Below are 18,159 nucleotides of genomic sequence, written 5' to 3'. Positions count from 1 at the left end.
CCATGAATCGCACTGCACGTTCCGGCATGGTTCTCCTCGCCTGCCTCACCTGTTTTGTTGGTCTTACCGGACTCACCGGTTGTAGCAGCTCAGGTGATACTGGTAAGGGTACTGTGGCCGCCTCGGCTTCCGCGGCCCCTACGGCCCCGGTGTTGGATAGCAATCTCCCGGTTGATGCCCTCCCGGTGATACCTGCCGGTAAGTCCGAAATGGTTCCCTGCCCCTACCTGGATACCCAATGGGTGGCGAACACCAATGGGCAGCGCATGATCGGCCAGGGTATCGACGCCCGGTTCAACACCCCGGCCTGCGTGTTTTGGTCCTTCCCTGACGAGCCCCAGGCCACCGTGATTGTGCGCCACATGCCCACCGAGCAGGCCGCCATCAATGTGGTCGATTGGGCTGCCCCCATCACCACCACCGAGCCGGTTGATGAGAACGGCTGGTCGGGTGGCCGCAGCGGCAACCCGCAGGGTGCGGTTTATGCAGTGCAGAAGGGACCGGTGGCCGTGGTGGTGTTTAGCAACCAGGAGCAATCCCTCAAAGCAGAGTTAATTGCCAAGGAGACCATAAAAAACCTCAACCTATAAGAGACATAAATCATATTGCATTCTGGCCACCCCGGGAGTATTGGTGGAATTAAAATAGCTTTTCACCTGCGAAGATAGCAATCATGCCACCCCCACAGACCCGTGTTCCCCGCACCACCTACACCACTTATACTTATCGGCCCCGCCGCACCACCTCCGAAACTGCCAAGTTCCAGGCCGCCAATATCCAACTTGCCGGCGGCTGGTGGATGACCAAACAGAGCTACCACAATCTTCCCAGCCATAAGCGGCTCGACACCCACGCCCGGGCGGTAGGCGCTACCAGAAGAACCGGCGTCATCAGTGGTTTTGCCGCCGCCAGCCTGCTGGGCATTGGGGTGCTGAACCTGCACCACATCACCACCGTCGATGTCACGCTTCCGGGGAAGGCCCAGCCTCCCTCACGTAGCCAGTGGCCCAGCATTGTTCACTACCGGAGCGCCGACCTCCTGCCCGAAGACATCATGATCGTCCACGGCTATCGGGTGACCACCCCGGCCCGAACGTTCACCGATATTTGCACCATGCATGGGGAGGCCGAGGGCCTGGCGTTCCTGGAATCCGCCCTCCGCGCCTATGACCTGCATTATTTCCAGGCTTACGTTGCCCGCCATCGCAGCCAGTGGGGCATGGTTCGCGCCCAACGGGTCCTCAACTGGGCGCTTTATGGCATTGATTCGGTGTATGAGTCCTACGCCCGCTACCTGATTATTACCCAGCTGCCGCATATATCCGTGGACGCCCAGGTGGTGTTTTTCTTCCAGGAATCCGACAACTATTACCGCGTTGATTTGCTTATCGACGATTGGCTCATAGTGGAAATCGATGGTCGATTCAAAGAACAAGGCACCGACACTCAGGTGAAAACGACCCTCCTCAACCAAAACCGGCGTGAACACTACCTGGAAAACCTCGGCTACCACGTCCTCCGCCTGCATCCCGACGAGCTCACCCACCATCTCATCCCCACAATAACCCACCTCACTAGCCTCATCCACCACACCCGACCCTTAACTGAGCATGTACCCCAAAACCTGAAGAGTCGCCCCTGGTGGTCCACCTCCAGGTACCGTTGCTAAATTTTGGCCCCCTCTGAGGGGGCAGTCTGCCCTTTTCTCGATTTTCCAGGCCTAACGGTCTTATTTTTATGCCTTCACCACCTCCTGCCGAGGCCCACTAATCCCTGCTACGCCCCACCAACGCCCACCCACCGCGCCAATGCCCCCTTTCCACCCGGCTTCACATTTGGTGGGCTGGCATTAGCCTCCCACGGGGTACTCATCCCCTAGGGCGCCGCCCAAACCCCAGCCCACCAAACCTGAAGCCCCCACCACAGGGCGGCGCAAAGCGCCACAGGGCATCAGTACCAGCGGCCATAAGGCCCACATAGCTACAGTGCAGCCCCGAAGTGGGCCGCGGGGCGGCCTTCGGCTGGTCGGAGAGGGCTCACTTTAGTTCGTCGACAAGCGGGAAGCATCCAGCTTCACATTTGGTGGGCTAGGACTTGCCAGCACCCACCCCATGCATCGCAGGCAACAAAAACAAACCCCAGCCCACCAAACTTGCAGCCCAACGACTGAAACGATTCAGCTCAGGGCAGCTCAGGGCGAGGCGAAGCCAGGCGGGGCAACAGGGCACAGCAGGGACCGGCGCCAGGGCATAGCCAGGGCCCAATGCCTACACGGACACGTCGTTGTAGGGCATGAGGGTGGAAACCCAGGGGAACACGTATTCCATTAGCACAAGGAACACAGCCACCAATAGAACAAGCACTATCACCAGTTTTACCCACCAGGGCCCAGGCAGGGAACGCCATAATAATCCATACATTTGCAAAATCCTCACTGTGAGCCTAGCTGCTTGTCAGCGCCGGCGGTCGGTAGTTTTCTTCCTTGGGATGCGATTCCACCAACATGGCGTGCACAATCATGCGCTCGGCGTTGGAGAACTGCGGGTGGCAGGTAGTCAGCGTCAGCACCGGCTCCATGGTGTCGGCGGGCGTGTGATCGTTGATGCCGGGATGCGCGCCAATGGTCGCTACATTGGTGGGAGTGGTGATGTATCGGCCCTGCACATCGGCATAATCGCCGCCGGCCACGCGCGCCACCTGCTCTGGTGTGAGGCATTGCTGCGCCTCGGAAAGCCGCTGTTCGCCAGTAACGTCAATGGGGAGCACCCGATAGGTGTACCAGGCACTCTGGGTCTCCACCACGATGGCGTTGCAGGCCTGAAGCTTGTCCAAATCATTGAACGGCGCGCCCTTGCCCACCCGGTGTCCGGCAACCGCGAAATTACCTTTCTCACCGGGAAGCTGGGAATCCACATAATGCCCCGGACCCGCAAGCAGCGCAGTATCGTCGGTACCGTGGACGATGGCAAAGTTGAAATCAGACCCGAATGAGGGAATATACATTCGAGCGAATGCGGTACCAAGTTCAGGCTGGATTTTCCGCCGCGGGTTCACTCGTTTCTGCCATTTCTGATCGAGGTCATGGCTCACCTGCGTCTGGATTTTGGCCGACTCAATGTTGGTCCAATATGCCTCATAAAACGCGAAAAGCAGCACGATTACCCCCATGGTCAGCATGAGTTCTCCCAGCACCAGTGATACACTTAGCCTGCTTTTCGACTCCCGACCTTCCGGCCTCGCAGCCGGAGCCGTCGATGGTAAATGACGACCCATGAACCTCTTCCTTTTAAGTACCATTGTGTAGTTGTAAGCCGTTACCGAAGAAATTTTAAGTCAGGAGTGAGCGAAGAACCAATGCTAGGCATCTTCATGTACCCCGTTTCGGGAATCATGAAACTGTGGCACATTTTGTTGCACTCGGTTTTAGGCATTAACGATTCCCTGGCATGGGTGCTCTCAATTTTTGGCCTCATTATTGTGGTTCGTGGCCTTATTGCCCCAGCTCAATGGTATATTCTTCACTCGGGCCGCCTCACGGTCATGATGCGTCCGGAGATCACCGCCCTCCATAAAGAGTACGAGAACGAAACCTCATATGAGAAGATCTCCGAACGGGACCAGCGGGAGCGGGAGATTCGGAAATCGTACGGCTATAGAGTGTCGGCAGGCTGCATCCCGCCACTCATTCAAATCCCAGTATTTTTAGGTTTATATCAGGTTTTGCTGCGGATGGCTCGCCCCAAAAATGGGTTAGATTCTCAAGTGCATGACCCCATTGGGATGCTCAGTTCCGCGGATGTGTCATCGTTCCTGCACGCGAGATTCGGCAGTATCCCGGTGTCGGCATATGTGTCAATGACCCCTCAGCAGTTTGCGCGATTGGGCACGAATTACGAAGAGGTAATGCGGTTTGTGGCACCATTATTGCTGGCCACAGCGCTGATTACCTTCATTAATATGTCGATCACGGTGATACGCAATTATCTCACCATCGACCACCAGTCCCAGACGGCAATTGTGGTGATGCGCATGGTGGCTGTGGCCACGGTGTGCACTCCGTTCCTGCTGGTATCCGGCGGGTTGACCGGCCCGGTACCAACCGCAATCGTCGCGTATTGGGTGGCCAATAACCTATGGACGCTGGTGCAGAACGTCACAATCTACCTGATTTTGCATTACCGGTTCCCACTCAGCCCCGAAATTTTGGCGTTTCAACGCGACCAGCGCCACCTGCGCATTGGCCGCCTCCGCACTCGCCGGGCACACCGGTTCAAGCGTGCGTTGTCCCTTGTGGGCATCGTGGTTGTTCCCTGGCTTTACGACGACCATAGGCGGCGAATCCATGAGGCCAATGCCTATTTTCACCAGGATCGGGCCGAGCGGAAAGCCGAAAAAGCCCGCCGGAAGGCCATCAGCTCTGAGCGTCGTAAAGCGAAAAGCACTCACCTCAGGGAGAGCGCGGAGCGGGCGATTATTGAGAAACGGCAGCGAAAAAACCAGTCTCAAATGGAGTAATCCGCTGGCGGGGCCGCCAAAAGCTGCACGGCAAGGTCCCGCGCCAGCTGGAGGGGCTCAATGCTTTGCGACACGCGCCCGCCTGCCAAACCACCATCAAGAAGCACCAGCAGCTGCAGGGCCTGGCTGCGCCCCGGATAGCCGTTCTTCTCGGTGAGCAGATCAGTCAGGGTGGCCAGCTTCCACTCCCGATGGTCAATGACCGCCTGGATAATGCCCCGCTCCGCATCGGTCTCGGGGCGCGGAAACTCGGTGGCCGCATTCTGGAAGTGCGACCCCCGGAACTGCTTCGCCGGCTCTTCCTCGATCACCTGGTCGAAAAACGCCAAAATCTTCTCATCCGGCGTTTTCAGATCCGCGATCCGCTCCTGGTAGGCCTGCCGCCACTGCTCATCCATGCGCTTCAAATAGGCAATCACCAAAGCGTCTTTCGAACCAAAGAGCGAATACAGCGATGCCTTTGCGACATCCGCCTCCCGCAGAATCCGGTCAATGCCAATCACCCGGATCCCCTCAGTGGTGAATAATTTCGTGGCGCCATCAAGCAAGCGCTGCCGCGGGGTGGGACGACTCCGCCGGCGGCTCACCCCCGAGGTCGAAGGTGCGGCACTTCCGGCCTTTGCGAGGGGCATGACACTTCGCTCCTTTGAAAACTAGACTACCACTGAACAGACTAGTCTATTTTAAGCATAATTCCACGTTCACCAAACCACCCCAACCCAAAAATGCAGGTCAGCCCTTGCCGTTTTCCAGACATCTTACTAGCCTTAATCTCATGGATGAGCAGGGGATTATTCCAACACTCTCGCTACAGCAACGCATGCGGATAGCCCGAGAACACCTAGGGCTGACCCAAGCCAAAATGGCGAGACAGATAGGTATCAGCCGAGCGACCTACGCCAGCACCGAACAAGGGGTGCGGCAACCACGCCCAGAAGAACTAGCGACGCTCGCCGCCGTGACCGGGATCAGTCAGCATTGGCTAGAGACCGGAGAAATGGAAAAAGGGGAGCAATAATTGCTCCCCTGACCAGGCGTGATATTACCTCTTCTGGAAATACTGTTTGATCGAGATCACAACCACGGCACCTATCAGGCAGGTGACGAAGCTAAAAATCATGCCTTTATTGGCCACATCAACACCGAAGAACTTCAACACATACCCGCCAAGAACACCGCCGAGCACACCCATAACGATGTTCATGAGGATGCCTTGTTCAGCATCGTTTCCTTTGATCTTTGAGGCGATCCAACCGGCCAAGCCGCCGATAACGATCCAGCCCACAAATCCTAATGCCAACATTTTTTACTCCTAACTATTTAATGTCTACGTGTTTGCCAGTAGCACCTCCAAGTATAGGGGTAGCCCCACCATCATTGGGTCGTAATAGAGCTACAGTTAGATAACATTTTCTACCGGATAAACTCGGTAATAATAAGTAGCATATTTTGTGGGCTGGCATTTGTTTTTGCTGCCTGCCGCGCGTTGCCACCCGCCTGACAAACCCCAGCCCACCAAACTTGCAGCCCCGCCATGGGGACGGGTAGCAGAAACCAGAATCTGGCCAAAATCAGGCCAGAGCCGACTACTCGTGAGCCATCGGCACCCCAACCATAAAGGCTTCAGATTTGGTGGGCTAGGACTTGTCGGAAGTCACCCCACCCACAACAGGTGACAAAAACAAACCCCAGCCCACCAAACTTGCAGCCCTACAACTGGAACGATTCAGAACAACGCGGCCCACAGGCCCCACAACCACATCCATGAGCATCCATGAGCATCCCCCGCTTCGGCACCACTACCTAATGCAAAAAAGAACCCCGGTGGTGAACCGGGGCTCAGCAGCACGCGCTACAACCGCTACAACCTATTTGTCTGACTTCGGTGTTTTAGACGACTTCAGCGATTTGAATGATTTGGCCTGTTTGATTGGCTTGGTCGGCCGAACCACAACCATGGGGCAGGGTGCTTGCTGCAATAGGGCTCGGGAGGTGGAGCCAAGCAGCATGCCCCGGAAGCCGCCGCGCCCGTGGGAGCCGACTACAAGCAGCTGGGCGTGCTTTGCTGCGTCGACAAGTGCACGGATGGGCCGGTCCCGGGTGATAACCATGTCCACATCAACATTGGGATATTGTTCCAGGAGGGGAGCGAGGCGTTCTTGCAGCAGTTGGGTCTGCTCCTCTTCCACCACTTTCCATTCTTGTTGCGCGGCAGCCAGGCCGGCCAGGGAGGCCTGGACCTGCATGTCTATCCACGTGTGGATGGCCTCAATCTTGGCGCCCCGGGCGTCGGCCTCGGCGAAGGCGAATTCGGTGGCCTGCTGGGACACGTCCGAACCATCGACACCTACCACGACAGGGCCGTATTTGTTTTCTTCGGTGAGGTGGTTGTCTTCCCGCACCACCACAACTGGGCAGTGCGCGTGGGATACCACGGCAGCGGAAACGGACCCCATCACCATGCCAGAGAGCCCCCCGAGGCCACGGGAGCCCATGACGATCATTTTGTTGGTTTCGCTGAGCTCCAACAGCATGTCGATGGGGGTGCCTTCGGCAATGGTGTAGGCGATTTTGAGGTCAGGGTTGACTTCTTCAGCGATTTTTTTGGCTTCTTCGACAATGCTCATGGTTTCGGCCTGCAGTTCGTCGAAGAGTTCTTGGGGTGGCACCATTCCTTCTGCGTAGAGGAATTGTGGCATGGTGTAGCTGGAGGCTATGCGGAGCGGAACGCCACGCTTTGATGCGGTGTTAGCTGCCCAACGTACCGCATTTTTGGCGGCGTCAGAACCATCAACAGCTACTACGACGGTGTTTTCGGCAGTCATATTTGGGACCTTTCTTCACGTAGAAGCGGTTATATACCACTTATTTTACCAGTTGTGATACTGGTTAGAACCACTACGCGCTGTGAATTTGGCCCCTGCTTTACGACGCCCAAAGGTGCATCGCCCCTACTTACCGGGAGGCGGGGTGACCGCGGAGGTCTCTGTGGTGGCGGCACCAGCATTGGCCGGATACAGGGCGTTGTAGATGGCCCGGGCAAATTCGGCGATCATGGCACCGATACCGGTCGAAAAGAATTTGATGGCAGGTTCAATGATGGCGTTAAAATCCATGGGGGTTCTCCATTCGTCTCGGACTTAAGCTTTCTCTTAATTTACTCGCCGTAATAGCATTAGCAAACATGAACGTATCCGACCCCCACCCAAGCAGGCCACATTCACGGCGTCCGCAGCCGCCACTACCGATCCGGGATGGCCTGAATCCGAGTCGGGCACAGGTGCCACCGGCGGCTGCGGGGATGACCGCGTTTGATTTTGTGTGGGAGTTGAAGCGCACCCAGCGGCGTCGGCATCCGGCGGACACGGAGGCCGCCCTGCGGGCGAGTTTTCGCCGGGGTGAGGTGCGGGCGGGAATGTGGCCGAAGGACCGGGAATTGGCGGCAGAGACGCCGCTGCGGGCGAATCAGGAGGTGTGGTTTTATCGGATTCCCGCCCCTGAGGTTCCGGTGCCTTATCGGTGTGAAACCATTTTTGAGGATGAGCGACTGTTAGTCGTCGATAAGCCGCCGTTTCTTGCCACCATGCCGCGGGGAAAACACATTACCCAGAGTGCCACGGTCCAGTTGCGGAAACTCACGGGTAACGGGGAGCTTTCGCCGGCGCATCGGTTGGATCGATTGACGTCGGGCGTGTTGGTGTTTACGAAGACCCGGGAGGTTCGGGGGGCGTATCAGCAGTTGTTTGCGCGGCGGGAGGCCGAAAAAACGTACGAGGCGATTGCGCGTTATGATCCGGTGAATCCGAAGGCGCAACCGGGTATGGTGTGGCGGGATCGCATGACAAAAAACCCTGGCGAGCTGCAGGGCTATTTTGTTCCGGGGGAACCGAATGCGATCACCACGGTGATTGCGGTAGAGCCTGTGCCAACTGAGCGTATGCGGGCGCTGCGGGCCACACATGGGTCGGAGCTACCACAACAGGCCAGGTACGTGTTACAGCCGGCTACGGGCCGCACACACCAGCTGCGGCTGCACATGTGGAAGGCGGGGGTGCCGATCCTGGGCGACCCAGCTTATCCTACGGTGCTCCCAGAGGCTGAGGAGGACTTTGCTGTCCCCATGCATCTTCGGGCTAAGATGTTACGCTTCACCGATCCCCTCAGTGGGGTGGAGCGGGAATTCCGCTCGTTATCTATTTACTAGGCGTTGTGCTGGTTTCCACGAATGTGACACAGCGGAATGAGCCTTCAACATCAACCTCTTTGTTTTCGTTGTTTCCGGTGAGTAGGGCTTTGCCTTTGTAGTTGTAGGTTTCGCCGTCCTTGGTGGTTTCCATGGCTGCGGAGGCCACAATGGTTTTATTGGAGTTGGCGTAGATATTGACCATGGGTTTGCCGCCCTGGTCGATGAGCGTGAGGTTCACAACCGAGGGGTCTGCCTGATTCGTGGATGATTGATCCACCACTGCCGATAGTCCGCCTTGTGCGTCTTTTGCACATTGCACTGCATCCCCCATGAATTGCAGTTTAGCGCCCTCGTACGACAGGTTTAGTTCATTCATGGCTGATGAGGAACCACAACCAGAAAGTACCAGTATTGCTGTAAGACCAGCAGCTATTTGAGCTCGTTTCATGAAGATGAGTTTAGAGGATTTGTTGTTGCTCATGTGATTTGCCGGATAACTTTCTCATAAATCCTGCCGCTTTTCGACGTTTAGGGTGTGCGAAAGTGGGGTGTGTGGTGGCCTGCCGGTTTTACCCGGACAAGCCCCCACACACCCCACACACCATGATGTAGATATTAAGTTTTTGGTGTGTTGGCGGTGTCTTACTCTCCCACAACCCCACGATTGCAGTACCATCAGCGCAGTCAAGCTTAGCTACCGGGATCGGAACGGGACCGGGCGTACCCTCGACGCTAAAACCACCAACACAAACCCAATTTGAAACAAACCACCCCCACACCCCAACAGGGTACGGGCAGCGTGTTGCGTCAAACACTGTACAACAAACACAAACACAATAATCATTCTTCTTTTTGCGGCAAACACATGCTCCCGGCAACACATTTCTTTGTTGCCCACACACACTAGGTGTTTTTTGTGTCGGTGTATTAGTACCAGTCACCTCCAACACGTCACCATGCTCACAGCCCTGGCCTATCAACCCCATCATCTACAGGGAACCTCAACAGAAACCTCATCTCAAAACAGGCTTCCCGCTTAGATGCTTTCAGCGGTTATCCCTCCCGCACGTAGCTAACCAGCCATGCCACTGGCGTGACAACTGGCATACCAGAGGTACGTCCATCCCGGTCCTCTCGTACTAGGGACAGCCTTCTTCAAGTTTCAACGCGCGCGGCGGATAGAGACCGAACTGTCTCACGACGTTCTAAACCCAGCTCGCGTGCCGCTTTAATGGGCGAACAGCCCAACCCTTGGGACCTACTCCAGCCCCAGGATGCGACGAGCCGACATCGAGGTGCCAAACCATCCCGTCGATATGAACTCTTGGGGAAGATCAGCCTGTTATCCCCGGGGTACCTTTTATCCGTTGAGCGACACCACAACCACACGTAGGTGCCGGATCACTAGTCCCTGCTTTCGCACCTGCTCCACCCGTCAGTGTCACAGTCAAGCTCCCTTATACACTTACACTCACCATCTGATTGCCAACCAGACTGAGGAAACCTTTGGGCGCCTCCGTTACCATTTAGGAGGCAACCGCCCCAGTTAAACTACCCACCAGGCACTGTCCCCAACCCGGATCACGGGCCAAGGTTCAGGTACCCAATCACACCAGAGTGGTATTTCACCTGCGACTCCACCACAACTAGCGTTGCGGCTTCACAGTCTCCCACCTATCCTACACAAGCATGACCAAACACCAATACCAAGCTATAGTAAAGGTCCCGGGGTCTTTTCGTCCTGCCGCGCGAAACGAGCATCTTTACTCGTACTGCAATTTCACCGGGCCTGTGGTTGAGACAGCAGGGAAGTCGTTACGCCATTCGTGCAGGTCGGAACTTACCCGACAAGGAATTTCGCTACCTTAGGATGGTTATAGTTACCACCGCCGTTTACTGGGGCTTCAATTCTCCGCCTCGCACACACATAAGGCGTGCTCACGGGTCCTCTTAACCTTCCAGCACCGGGCAGGCGTCAGTCCGTATACCTCAACTTCCACGTTTTCGCACGGACCTGTGTTTTTAATAAACAGTCGCTTCCCTCTCTCCTCTGCGACCACCACCAGCCAATTCGCTGTCAGCAACCAGTAATGGTCCCCCTTCTCCCGAAGTTACGGGGGCATTTTGCCGAGTTCCTTAACCACAGTTCACCCGAACGCCTTAGTATTCTCTACCTGACCACCTGTGTCGGTTTCCGGTACGGGCCATGCACGCACTCGCTAGAGGCTTTTCTAGACAGCACAGGCACACTAACTACCACCACAACATGGTGTCCGCATCACGCCTCACCTCATATGCGGGGCGGATTTCCCAACCCCACAGGCCACACGCTTGCACTCCAATCCAATAAGGAAGCCTAGCTACCACTCTGCGTCACCCCATCACTTGACTACTACCCACGAAGATCCCACGCACCTGAAACCACCAACCAAAAAGATCAGCGGAAACAAGCGGGCGGTTAGTACCATAAGATTCATCACTTGTCGCACGCACACGGGTACGGGAATATCAACCCGTCATCCATCGACTACGCCTGTCGGCCTCGCCTTAGGCCCCGACTCACCCTGGGAAGACAAACTTCACCCAGGAACCCTTAGTCATCCGGCGGATATGTTTCTCACACATCAATCGTTACTCATGCCTGCATTCTCACTCGCACACACTCCACCACCTGTCACCAAATAGCTTCAACACATGCACGACGCTCCCCTACCCAACACACCTTTACGTGTGTTGCCGCGGTTTCGGCGGTGTACTTAAGCCCCGCTACATTATCGGCGCAGAACCACTCGACCAGTGAGCTATTACGCACTCTTTCAAGGATGGCTGCTTCTAAGCCAACCTCCTGGCTGTCTTCGCGATCCCACATCCTTTCCCACTGAGCACACCCTTAGGGGCCTTAACCGACGATCTGGGCTGTTTCCCTCTCGACCAACGGAGCTTATCCCCCGCAGTCTCACTGCCGCACCCACATTGCTGGCATTCGGAGTTTAGCTGATGTTGCTAAGATTATCGTCCCGCTCAACCAACCAGTAGCTCTACCTCCAACAAGCACACTATGCGACGCTGCACCTAAATGCATTTCGGGGAGAACCAGCTATCACGGAGTTTGATTGGCCTTTCACCCCTACCCACAACTCATCCCCTCAGTTTTCAACCTAAGTGGGTTCGCGCCTCCACAAAGTCTTACCTCTGCTTCACACTGGCCATGGGTAGATCACCCCGCTTCGGGTCCAGAACATGCCACACACACCCTAATTAGGATTCGCTTTCGCTACGGCTCCCCACACTCATGGTTAACCACGCAACATGCCACTGACTCGCAGGCTCATTCTTCAAAAGGCACGCCACCACCCCACCCAAAAAAAAGGGGGGGCTATGACGGATTATCAGCACATGGTTTCAGGTACTCTTTCACTCCCCTCCCGGGGTACTTTTCACCATTCCCTCACGGTACTTACTCCACTATCGGTCATGCTAAGTATTTAGGCTTACCGGGTGGTCCCGGCAAATTCACGACAGATTCCACGAGCCCGCCGCTACTCAGGAAACACAACAACCCCGCAAGCGAGTGTTTTCGTGTACCGGACTCTCACCGTCTCTGGCAGGCGATTCCACACCACTTCCACTAACACACACCAACAACAGCACCAGCCGAGGTAGAACTGATACGCCGTGCTCCTCTAACCCCGCATGCGTAACCCCTACCCGGTATCACACGCACACGGTTTAGCCTTATCCACGTTCGCTCGCCACTACTAGCAGAATCACTCTTGTTTTCTCCTCCTACGGGTACTAAGATGTTTCACTTCCCCGCGTAACCCCCCAACCAACTATTTCATTCACTGGCGGGTGACCACACATAACCATGGCCGGGTTTCCCCATTCGGACACCCTCGGATCAACGCTCATCAGGCAACTCCCCGAGGCTTAACGCAGCCTATCACGTCCTTCATCGGCTTAGCATACCCAGGCATCCACCATGCGCCTAAAAAACAAAAAACACACACATTTTTCACGCACAGACAACAAAAAATACCAAGAACAAAACCACAAAAAAGAAAAAACAAACAACAACCATTCATTGTTGCTTTTTTTATCGCATTCGCGTCCACTATACAGTTCTCACACAACACACCACCCCACACACAACACCCAACCAGACACAACCCAAACACACGGGCCGCAACCAGCAAAAAGGCCTTGCTCACCAGGGGTGATCCATAGAACAACACTCGTGCTGCTCTAGACACCCAACAGCATGCCACAAAACAAAACAAACCCGAACACAAACACACTTGTTACTCTGCAAAACCCTTTACAACCAACAAGGGCTGAAAGACCGCAAAAAATTCTTGTTTCATCAACTCCCAAAACCACACACATGAAATGCGTGCGATACCTGTCTTCACCTGAAAACAAAAACTTGCCACCACCAGGCGCCCAAACCAGACACCAAACAATGACAAAAACTTGTCACCACCAGGTACTAACCAGCACCCAGGCGACAAAACAAATACTCTATTCTCCTTAGAAAGGAGGTGATCCAGCCGCACCTTCCGGTACGGCTACCTTGTTACGACTTCGTCCCAATCGCCAATCCCACCTTCGACCACTCCCCCCACCAAATGGTGGTTAGGCCATGGGCTTCGGGTGTTACCAACTTTCATGACGTGACGGGCGGTGTGTACAAGGCCCGGGAACGTATTCACCGCAGCATTGCTGATCTGCGATTACTAGCGACTCCGACTTCATGGGGTCGAGTTGCAGACCCCAATCCGAACTGAGATTAGCTTTCAGCGATTCGCTCACCCTCACAGGTTCGCAGCGCGTTGTACTAACCATTGTAGCATGTGTGAAGCCCTGGGCATAAAGGGCATGATGATTTGACGTCATCCCCACCTTCCTCCGAGTTAACCCCGGCAGTCTCTCATGAGTCCCCACCCAAAGTGCTGGCAACATAAGACAAGGGTTGCGCTCGTTGCGGGACTTAACCCAACATCTCACGACACGAGCTGACGACAACCATGCACCACCTGCACACCAACCACAAAGGGAGGTACGTATCTCTACAACCGTCTGGTGCATGTCAAACCCAGGTAAGGTTCTTCGCGTTGCATCGAATTAATCCACATGCTCCGCCGCTTGTGCGGGCCCCCGTCAATTCCTTTGAGTTTTAGCCTTGCGGCCGTACTCCCCAGGCGGGGCGCTTAATGCGTTAGCTACGGCACAGAAACCAAACCGGTCCCCACACCTAACGCCCACCGTTTACAGCATGGACTACCAGGGTATCTAATCCTGTTCGCTCCCCATGCTTTCGCTCCTCAGCGTCAGTTACTGCCCAGAGACCTGCCTTCGCCATCGGTGTTCCTCCTGATATCTGCGCATTCCACCGCTACACCAGGAATTCCAGTCTCCCCTACAGCACTCTAGTTATGCCCGTATCGCCTGCCACCCCGAAGTTAAGCCCCGGAATTTCACAGACGACGCAACAAACCACCTACGAGCTCTTTACGCCCAGTAATTCCGGACAACGCTCGCACCCTACGTATTACCGCGGCTGCTGGCACGTAGTTAGCCGGTGCTTCTTAACAAAGGTACCGTCACCACACCCAAAACAGGTGCGGCTTCGTCCCTAACGAAAGGAGTTTACAACCCGAAGGCCGTCATCCCCCACGCGGCGTCGCTGCATCAGGCTTGCGCCCATTGTGCAATATTCCCCACTGCTGCCTCCCGTAGGAGTCTGGGCCGTATCTCAGTCCCAATGTGGCCGTCCACCCTCTCAGGCCGGCTACCCGTCGACGCCTTGGTAGGCCATTACCCCACCAACAAGCTGATAGGCCGCGAGCTCATCCTGCACCAAAACAATAATCTTTCCACCATGAGACACTAAACCATGGTCCTATCCGGTATTAGACCCAGTTTCCCAAGCTTATCCCGAAGTACAGGGCAGATCACCCACGTGTTACTCACCCGTTCGCCACTCGAGCACCCCCACCAAAAAAATGATGCGGGCCTTTCCGTTCGACTTGCATGTGTTAAGCACGCCGCCAGCGTTCGTCCTGAGCCAGGATCAAACTCTCCAAAAAAACAAACAAAAAATTACAGGCAAAAAACAAAGAAACCAACAAAACAACAACAAACAACAAACACCAACAACTATCAATAACTATTTGGTGCCCACGTTCGCGTTCATGTTCAAACAATAATTCGTTTCATCAAATGACACACTATCGAGTTCTCAAACAACACCACCACCCACAACCCCACCCAAAACCAGGTAAGGGCCGCAAACAGCGACCACACAAATATACAAACCCCACCACAAAACCACAAACCACCACGTCACAACAACAAAAACCGGGAAAAACTATACAAAGTTTGCTAGCTTACGCTCTTGATGTAACTAACACAGGTACTTGAGCTCATACTTCTATAGATATAATTATGGTGGCCGCAAAGTTGTACGCTGGGGCTTTGAATGTCGTGTCGACTTGCAGCTTGCTTTAAGGCATGCTTGATATTAACGACTTAATTTAGCTATTTAGACACGAAAGAAACATCAGGAGCCATGCTTGAACGCACACAAATCTTTGTGGATACGTCGTACCTTTTGGCGAGCTTTTATAACTCGTGGGAAATTGGTGCCCGAGCACAATTAGAAATAGATCTACCTGCCGTGGTTCGAACATTAGGAACCATGGTGACTGAACAATTTGAACAGCCCGTTCACCGGCAGTTTTGGTATGACGGGATTCCCGACACCGGGCCGCATCGCTACCAGCGCGCACTGCGTACCTGCGATGGGGTGCAGTTGCGGGCCGGACAGCTCATCGAATGGGGTGAGCGTCGTACGCAAAAAGCCGTCGATACCCGGCTGGTTGCCGACATGGTACTCACCAGTGTTCGTCAGGAAGTCACCGATATTGTATTAGTATCGGGCGACGCCGACATGATTCCGGGCGTGCAAGAAGCGGTGAATCATGGGATTCGCGTGCATCTTTATGGGTTTGGTTGGGATTCCATGTCTTCCGCCCTGCGGCACGCCTGCGATTCCCTGGTTATACTCGACCCGCGCGAGGATTTCGGCGATTGCATGCAGCTGCATGTGTTGGAAGGCCCCCTGCCACCAATTGTGCGCACTGTGGATGATCCGCTTGACGACGAAGAAACCAAGGTGGTCGCCATCGAAGTGGAAGCCACCGAATCTGTACCCGAGCCTGATAAACCTGCTGAACAAGTGGACCCCGAATTTTCGGAACCAGAACTCGACGATATCAATACTATTACGGTCAGCCACACCACCATGGAGACGCTTACCGACAATAGCCACTCCATTCGACAAACTGGGCAGATTTCGCTCACCATGAGTTCGGAGGGAAAAACCGCCGAAACCCCATCGGCTGCTTCCGACGGCAAGGCAAAACCCTCGCCAGCCGATGCGCCCACCAGGCGCCCCAACCCTTCCATGATGGCCCCCCGGCGCAAGCTCCGCTCGCATTATGTGCCCTTGCATAATGAGGTGTGGACTTCCGCCGGGTTTCTTACCCCGTTTGATGTGGGCCAACAATATGCCATCTGGTGGTATGAAAACGCCGCCACCAGCGAACAGCGAGATTCCGCCCATCTACTTTCTGGCGGGGGTTTGCCCCCAGAAATCGACCGGCCACTGCTGCAGTTTGCGTGCGATGCGCTGCACGAATATACCTTGACTGAAACCCAGCGGGTGCAATTGCGAGATGGGTTTCACACGGGTATTCGGGGGATTTTGGTGAATAATCGGTTTGACTAATCGTGGCGGGGAGTGCGGCGCACTGCCCCGAATACGAAAAAGAACACGATGATGAGCACTATGATGCCGATGGCTGCCAGCCGGGGCATGCCCAAGAATGCCATCACGGTGCCGAGGGGTGCGATGGCCATGCTGATGCCGCCGGCCCATCCCTGCAGGATGACACGGTGATGGCGCGGTACGGCGTCGACAAGCAAAGCACCGGTGGCAACCATCACCGCAACCTTGCCGATGCCTAATATCACAATGGCCGCGAGCACCCACATGGTCTCGCTGGCCGCAACCACTAAAATCAGGCAACCTATCACCGCCAGGCCGTAGCCTGTCGCCACCACCCGGGTGCGCCCCAGCCGATCCGCTACCACGCCGAACAGGGGAGACATGCCATATCCGATCAGGCTCGACAATATTTGGGCTGCCCCCACCAGCATCAATGACTGCGTGCCGTACAGTTCATTTTCGGAAGACACCACATAGACCGTGGTTGTGGTCCAGAGGAGGTCGATCACTAAGATCATGGCGGTGAGCGTCACTATTGCGGCGCTTGCACCTGGCGCTTCTATAAACCGAAACCGGGCATCATTATCTTCGCTCAAATGTTCGGATTGCTGCATGGTGTCTGCTATGGGATGGAGGCCAAACCAGAGAATAATGACCGATACCATGCAACACAGCATGCATAGCGTGAACCCAATGACCCCAAGGGGAATTTCCGCCTGTTGCTCCAAATAATATGTGTAGTTCACCACTGGCGACCCCAGGGCCATCCCTATGGCGGTCATACTCAGGACATAGGAGAAATCGCTGGCACGCGATGTTTTTGAGGAGAAATCCGTGGCGGCAAATGGGGCGTACCAGTTCGCGGCCAACCCCGCCCCCAACAGGAAAGCAACAAGGTAGAGTAGTAAATCCACGTCGAGCAGGGCGGAGACTAATCCCAACACGCTGGCCGCCAACATGAGCCCCATGCCCAATACCAGCGCTAATCGACGTCCCTGCCGCAGGGTAATCCTCGTAAGTCCAACGATTGCCGCCACGCACCCCACCTGGGACACAATGCTCAACCAAGACACTCCCGACGCCTGATGATGGTGCGCATACTGCAATTGGATGAGCGCGGTCACCATGCCCAGGGGAAACGCAGCAAAAAACTGGGAGAGCATAAGCACTCCCAATACCCGACCTCGATATGAATGCCCCTGATACGAACGCGACGCATCACGTGTGACGTGAGCACCCGGCGCGTTCGTCACGCGCGCCGAATGCGCTGAATGCGCCGAGTGCGATGAACGCTTCGGGCGGTTTGAGCTGCTATAAGCAGGGCTTCTCCTAGCCGAGGATCCATGGGCCATGAAAAAACAGTAGCATTACCCACACGCCTGAGGAGCTTGTGGTAGGTGCGCTACCCCCAGAGGAAACCAACGAAAATTGGGGTGTTTTTCGCTGGTTATTCCTGTGGTTTTAGAGCTCTTTGTGTTGTGGCCCGGGGAGTTGGAAGCCGTTACCAGTAGTATTGCTGTTTCCGGCGCTGCCGGTGCTCCCGGTATTTGGGGTGGTTTTTGGCTTGGTACCGGCTGGCTCGTCGGTGGAGTCTTCCACCACATCGGCGTCGTCAACGTCGAGGGTGTTGGTGACGCTGGTTGTTCCAGAAGAGCCTGCGGGTTTA

General features: G+C 55.3%; 12 protein-coding genes, 3 rRNA genes and 2 pseudogenes. 7 read left to right on the top strand and 10 right to left on the bottom strand.

What is annotated here, in order from left to right:
* The first annotated feature begins 26 nt into the window (after nt 1-26).
* The gene (locus HBA49_RS12565; RefSeq protein ID WP_040431760.1) at nt 27-590 is read left to right on the top strand and encodes a DUF2020 domain-containing protein; all 564 of its coding nucleotides are present in this window, start codon (nt 27-29) and stop codon (nt 588-590) included.
* An 83-nt stretch (nt 591-673) separates the two neighbouring features.
* Nucleotides 674-1,669, top strand: coding sequence for a PDDEXK family nuclease (locus tag HBA49_RS12560; RefSeq protein ID WP_005525163.1), 996 nt, complete (start codon nt 674-676; stop codon nt 1,667-1,669).
* 773 nt (nt 1,670-2,442) lie between these two features.
* Here HBA49_RS12560 and HBA49_RS12555 read toward each other — a convergent pair.
* Complete coding sequence (locus HBA49_RS12555; protein WP_040431590.1) at nt 2,443-3,273, bottom strand: class E sortase; 831 nt, start codon at nt 3,271-3,273, stop codon at nt 2,443-2,445.
* 81 nt (nt 3,274-3,354) lie between these two features.
* Between HBA49_RS12555 and yidC the strand changes: the two genes are divergently transcribed.
* Entirely contained in the window at nt 3,355-4,515 is a 1,161-nt protein-coding gene (yidC, locus tag HBA49_RS12550) for a membrane protein insertase YidC (RefSeq protein WP_005525199.1), read from the top strand.
* Here the strand turns inward: yidC and HBA49_RS12545 are convergent.
* Nucleotides 4,503-5,147, bottom strand: coding sequence for a TetR/AcrR family transcriptional regulator (locus HBA49_RS12545; RefSeq protein WP_005525032.1), 645 nt, complete (start codon nt 5,145-5,147; stop codon nt 4,503-4,505). The genes yidC and HBA49_RS12545 overlap by 13 nt on opposite strands.
* Before the next feature lie 143 nt (nt 5,148-5,290).
* Here HBA49_RS12545 and HBA49_RS12540 point away from each other — a divergent pair, with 143 nt between their 5' ends.
* Nucleotides 5,291-5,533, top strand: a complete 243-nt coding sequence (locus HBA49_RS12540) for a helix-turn-helix domain-containing protein (RefSeq protein ID WP_005521991.1) — start codon at nt 5,291-5,293, stop codon at nt 5,531-5,533.
* Nucleotides 5,534-5,557: 24 nt separating this feature from the next.
* Here HBA49_RS12540 and HBA49_RS12535 read toward each other — a convergent pair whose 3' ends face one another.
* The 3 genes from HBA49_RS12535 to HBA49_RS12525 form a co-directional block, all read right to left on the bottom strand.
* A complete protein-coding gene (locus HBA49_RS12535; protein WP_005521989.1) occupies nt 5,558-5,818 on the bottom strand; it encodes a GlsB/YeaQ/YmgE family stress response membrane protein in 261 nt (86 codons plus the stop codon).
* Between the two features lie 565 nt (nt 5,819-6,383).
* The gene (locus tag HBA49_RS12530; RefSeq protein WP_005521983.1) at nt 6,384-7,340 is read right to left on the bottom strand and encodes a universal stress protein; all 957 of its coding nucleotides are present in this window, start codon (nt 7,338-7,340) and stop codon (nt 6,384-6,386) included.
* A gap of 126 nt (nt 7,341-7,466) precedes the next feature.
* Nucleotides 7,467-7,631 carry a hypothetical protein gene (locus tag HBA49_RS12525; RefSeq protein WP_005521980.1) on the bottom strand — a complete coding sequence of 55 codons (165 nt, stop codon included), beginning with the start codon at nt 7,629-7,631 and terminating at the stop codon, nt 7,467-7,469.
* A 68-nt stretch (nt 7,632-7,699) separates the two neighbouring features.
* Here HBA49_RS12525 and HBA49_RS12520 point away from each other — a divergent pair, with 68 nt between their 5' ends.
* Nucleotides 7,700-8,719: a pseudouridine synthase gene (locus HBA49_RS12520; protein WP_005524863.1), complete on the top strand. Its 1,020-nt coding sequence runs from the start codon at nt 7,700-7,702 to the stop codon at nt 8,717-8,719.
* On the opposite strand, the gene HBA49_RS12515 is transcribed toward HBA49_RS12520, so the two are convergent.
* The 4 genes from HBA49_RS12515 to HBA49_RS12500 form a co-directional block, all read right to left on the bottom strand.
* Nucleotides 8,709-9,149 (bottom strand): hypothetical protein, encoded by a 441-nt coding sequence (locus HBA49_RS12515; protein ID WP_126299049.1) that lies wholly within the window; start codon nt 9,147-9,149, stop codon nt 8,709-8,711. The two genes, HBA49_RS12520 and HBA49_RS12515, sit on opposite strands and share 11 nt — an antisense overlap.
* Nucleotides 9,150-9,330: 181 nt before the next feature.
* Nucleotides 9,331-9,447 (bottom strand): 5S ribosomal RNA (gene rrf, locus HBA49_RS12510).
* Nucleotides 9,448-9,608: 161 nt separating this feature from the next.
* Nucleotides 9,609-12,705, bottom strand: a 23S ribosomal RNA gene (locus HBA49_RS12505).
* Between the two features lie 530 nt (nt 12,706-13,235).
* Nucleotides 13,236-14,790: ribosomal RNA gene (locus HBA49_RS12500) — 16S ribosomal RNA — on the bottom strand.
* The 16S, 23S and 5S rRNA genes sit together here, the layout of an rRNA operon.
* Nucleotides 14,791-15,272: 482 nt before the next feature.
* On the opposite strand from HBA49_RS12500, the pseudogene HBA49_RS13275 reads away from it, so the two are divergent.
* Together HBA49_RS13275 and HBA49_RS13270 are read left to right on the top strand one after the other, a co-directional pair.
* A pseudogene (locus tag HBA49_RS13275) lies at nt 15,273-15,852 on the top strand (NYN domain-containing protein); the annotation flags it as partial.
* A 299-nt stretch (nt 15,853-16,151) separates the two neighbouring features.
* A pseudogene (locus tag HBA49_RS13270) lies at nt 16,152-16,493 on the top strand (NYN domain-containing protein); the annotation flags it as partial.
* On the opposite strand, the gene HBA49_RS12490 reads toward HBA49_RS13270, so the two are convergent.
* The gene (locus HBA49_RS12490; RefSeq protein WP_005526699.1) at nt 16,490-17,656 is read right to left on the bottom strand and encodes an MFS transporter; all 1,167 of its coding nucleotides are present in this window, start codon (nt 17,654-17,656) and stop codon (nt 16,490-16,492) included. The pseudogene HBA49_RS13270 and the gene HBA49_RS12490 sit on opposite strands and share 4 nt — an antisense overlap.
* Between the last annotated feature and the right edge of the window lie 503 nt (nt 17,657-18,159).

The sequence above is a fragment of the Corynebacterium matruchotii genome, assembly GCF_011612265.2.
Taxonomy (GTDB): Bacteria; Actinomycetota; Actinomycetes; order Mycobacteriales; family Mycobacteriaceae; genus Corynebacterium; species Corynebacterium matruchotii.
The sequence above is the reverse complement of the archived record's forward strand: the minus strand, read 5'-3'. Positions and strand labels throughout refer to the sequence as shown.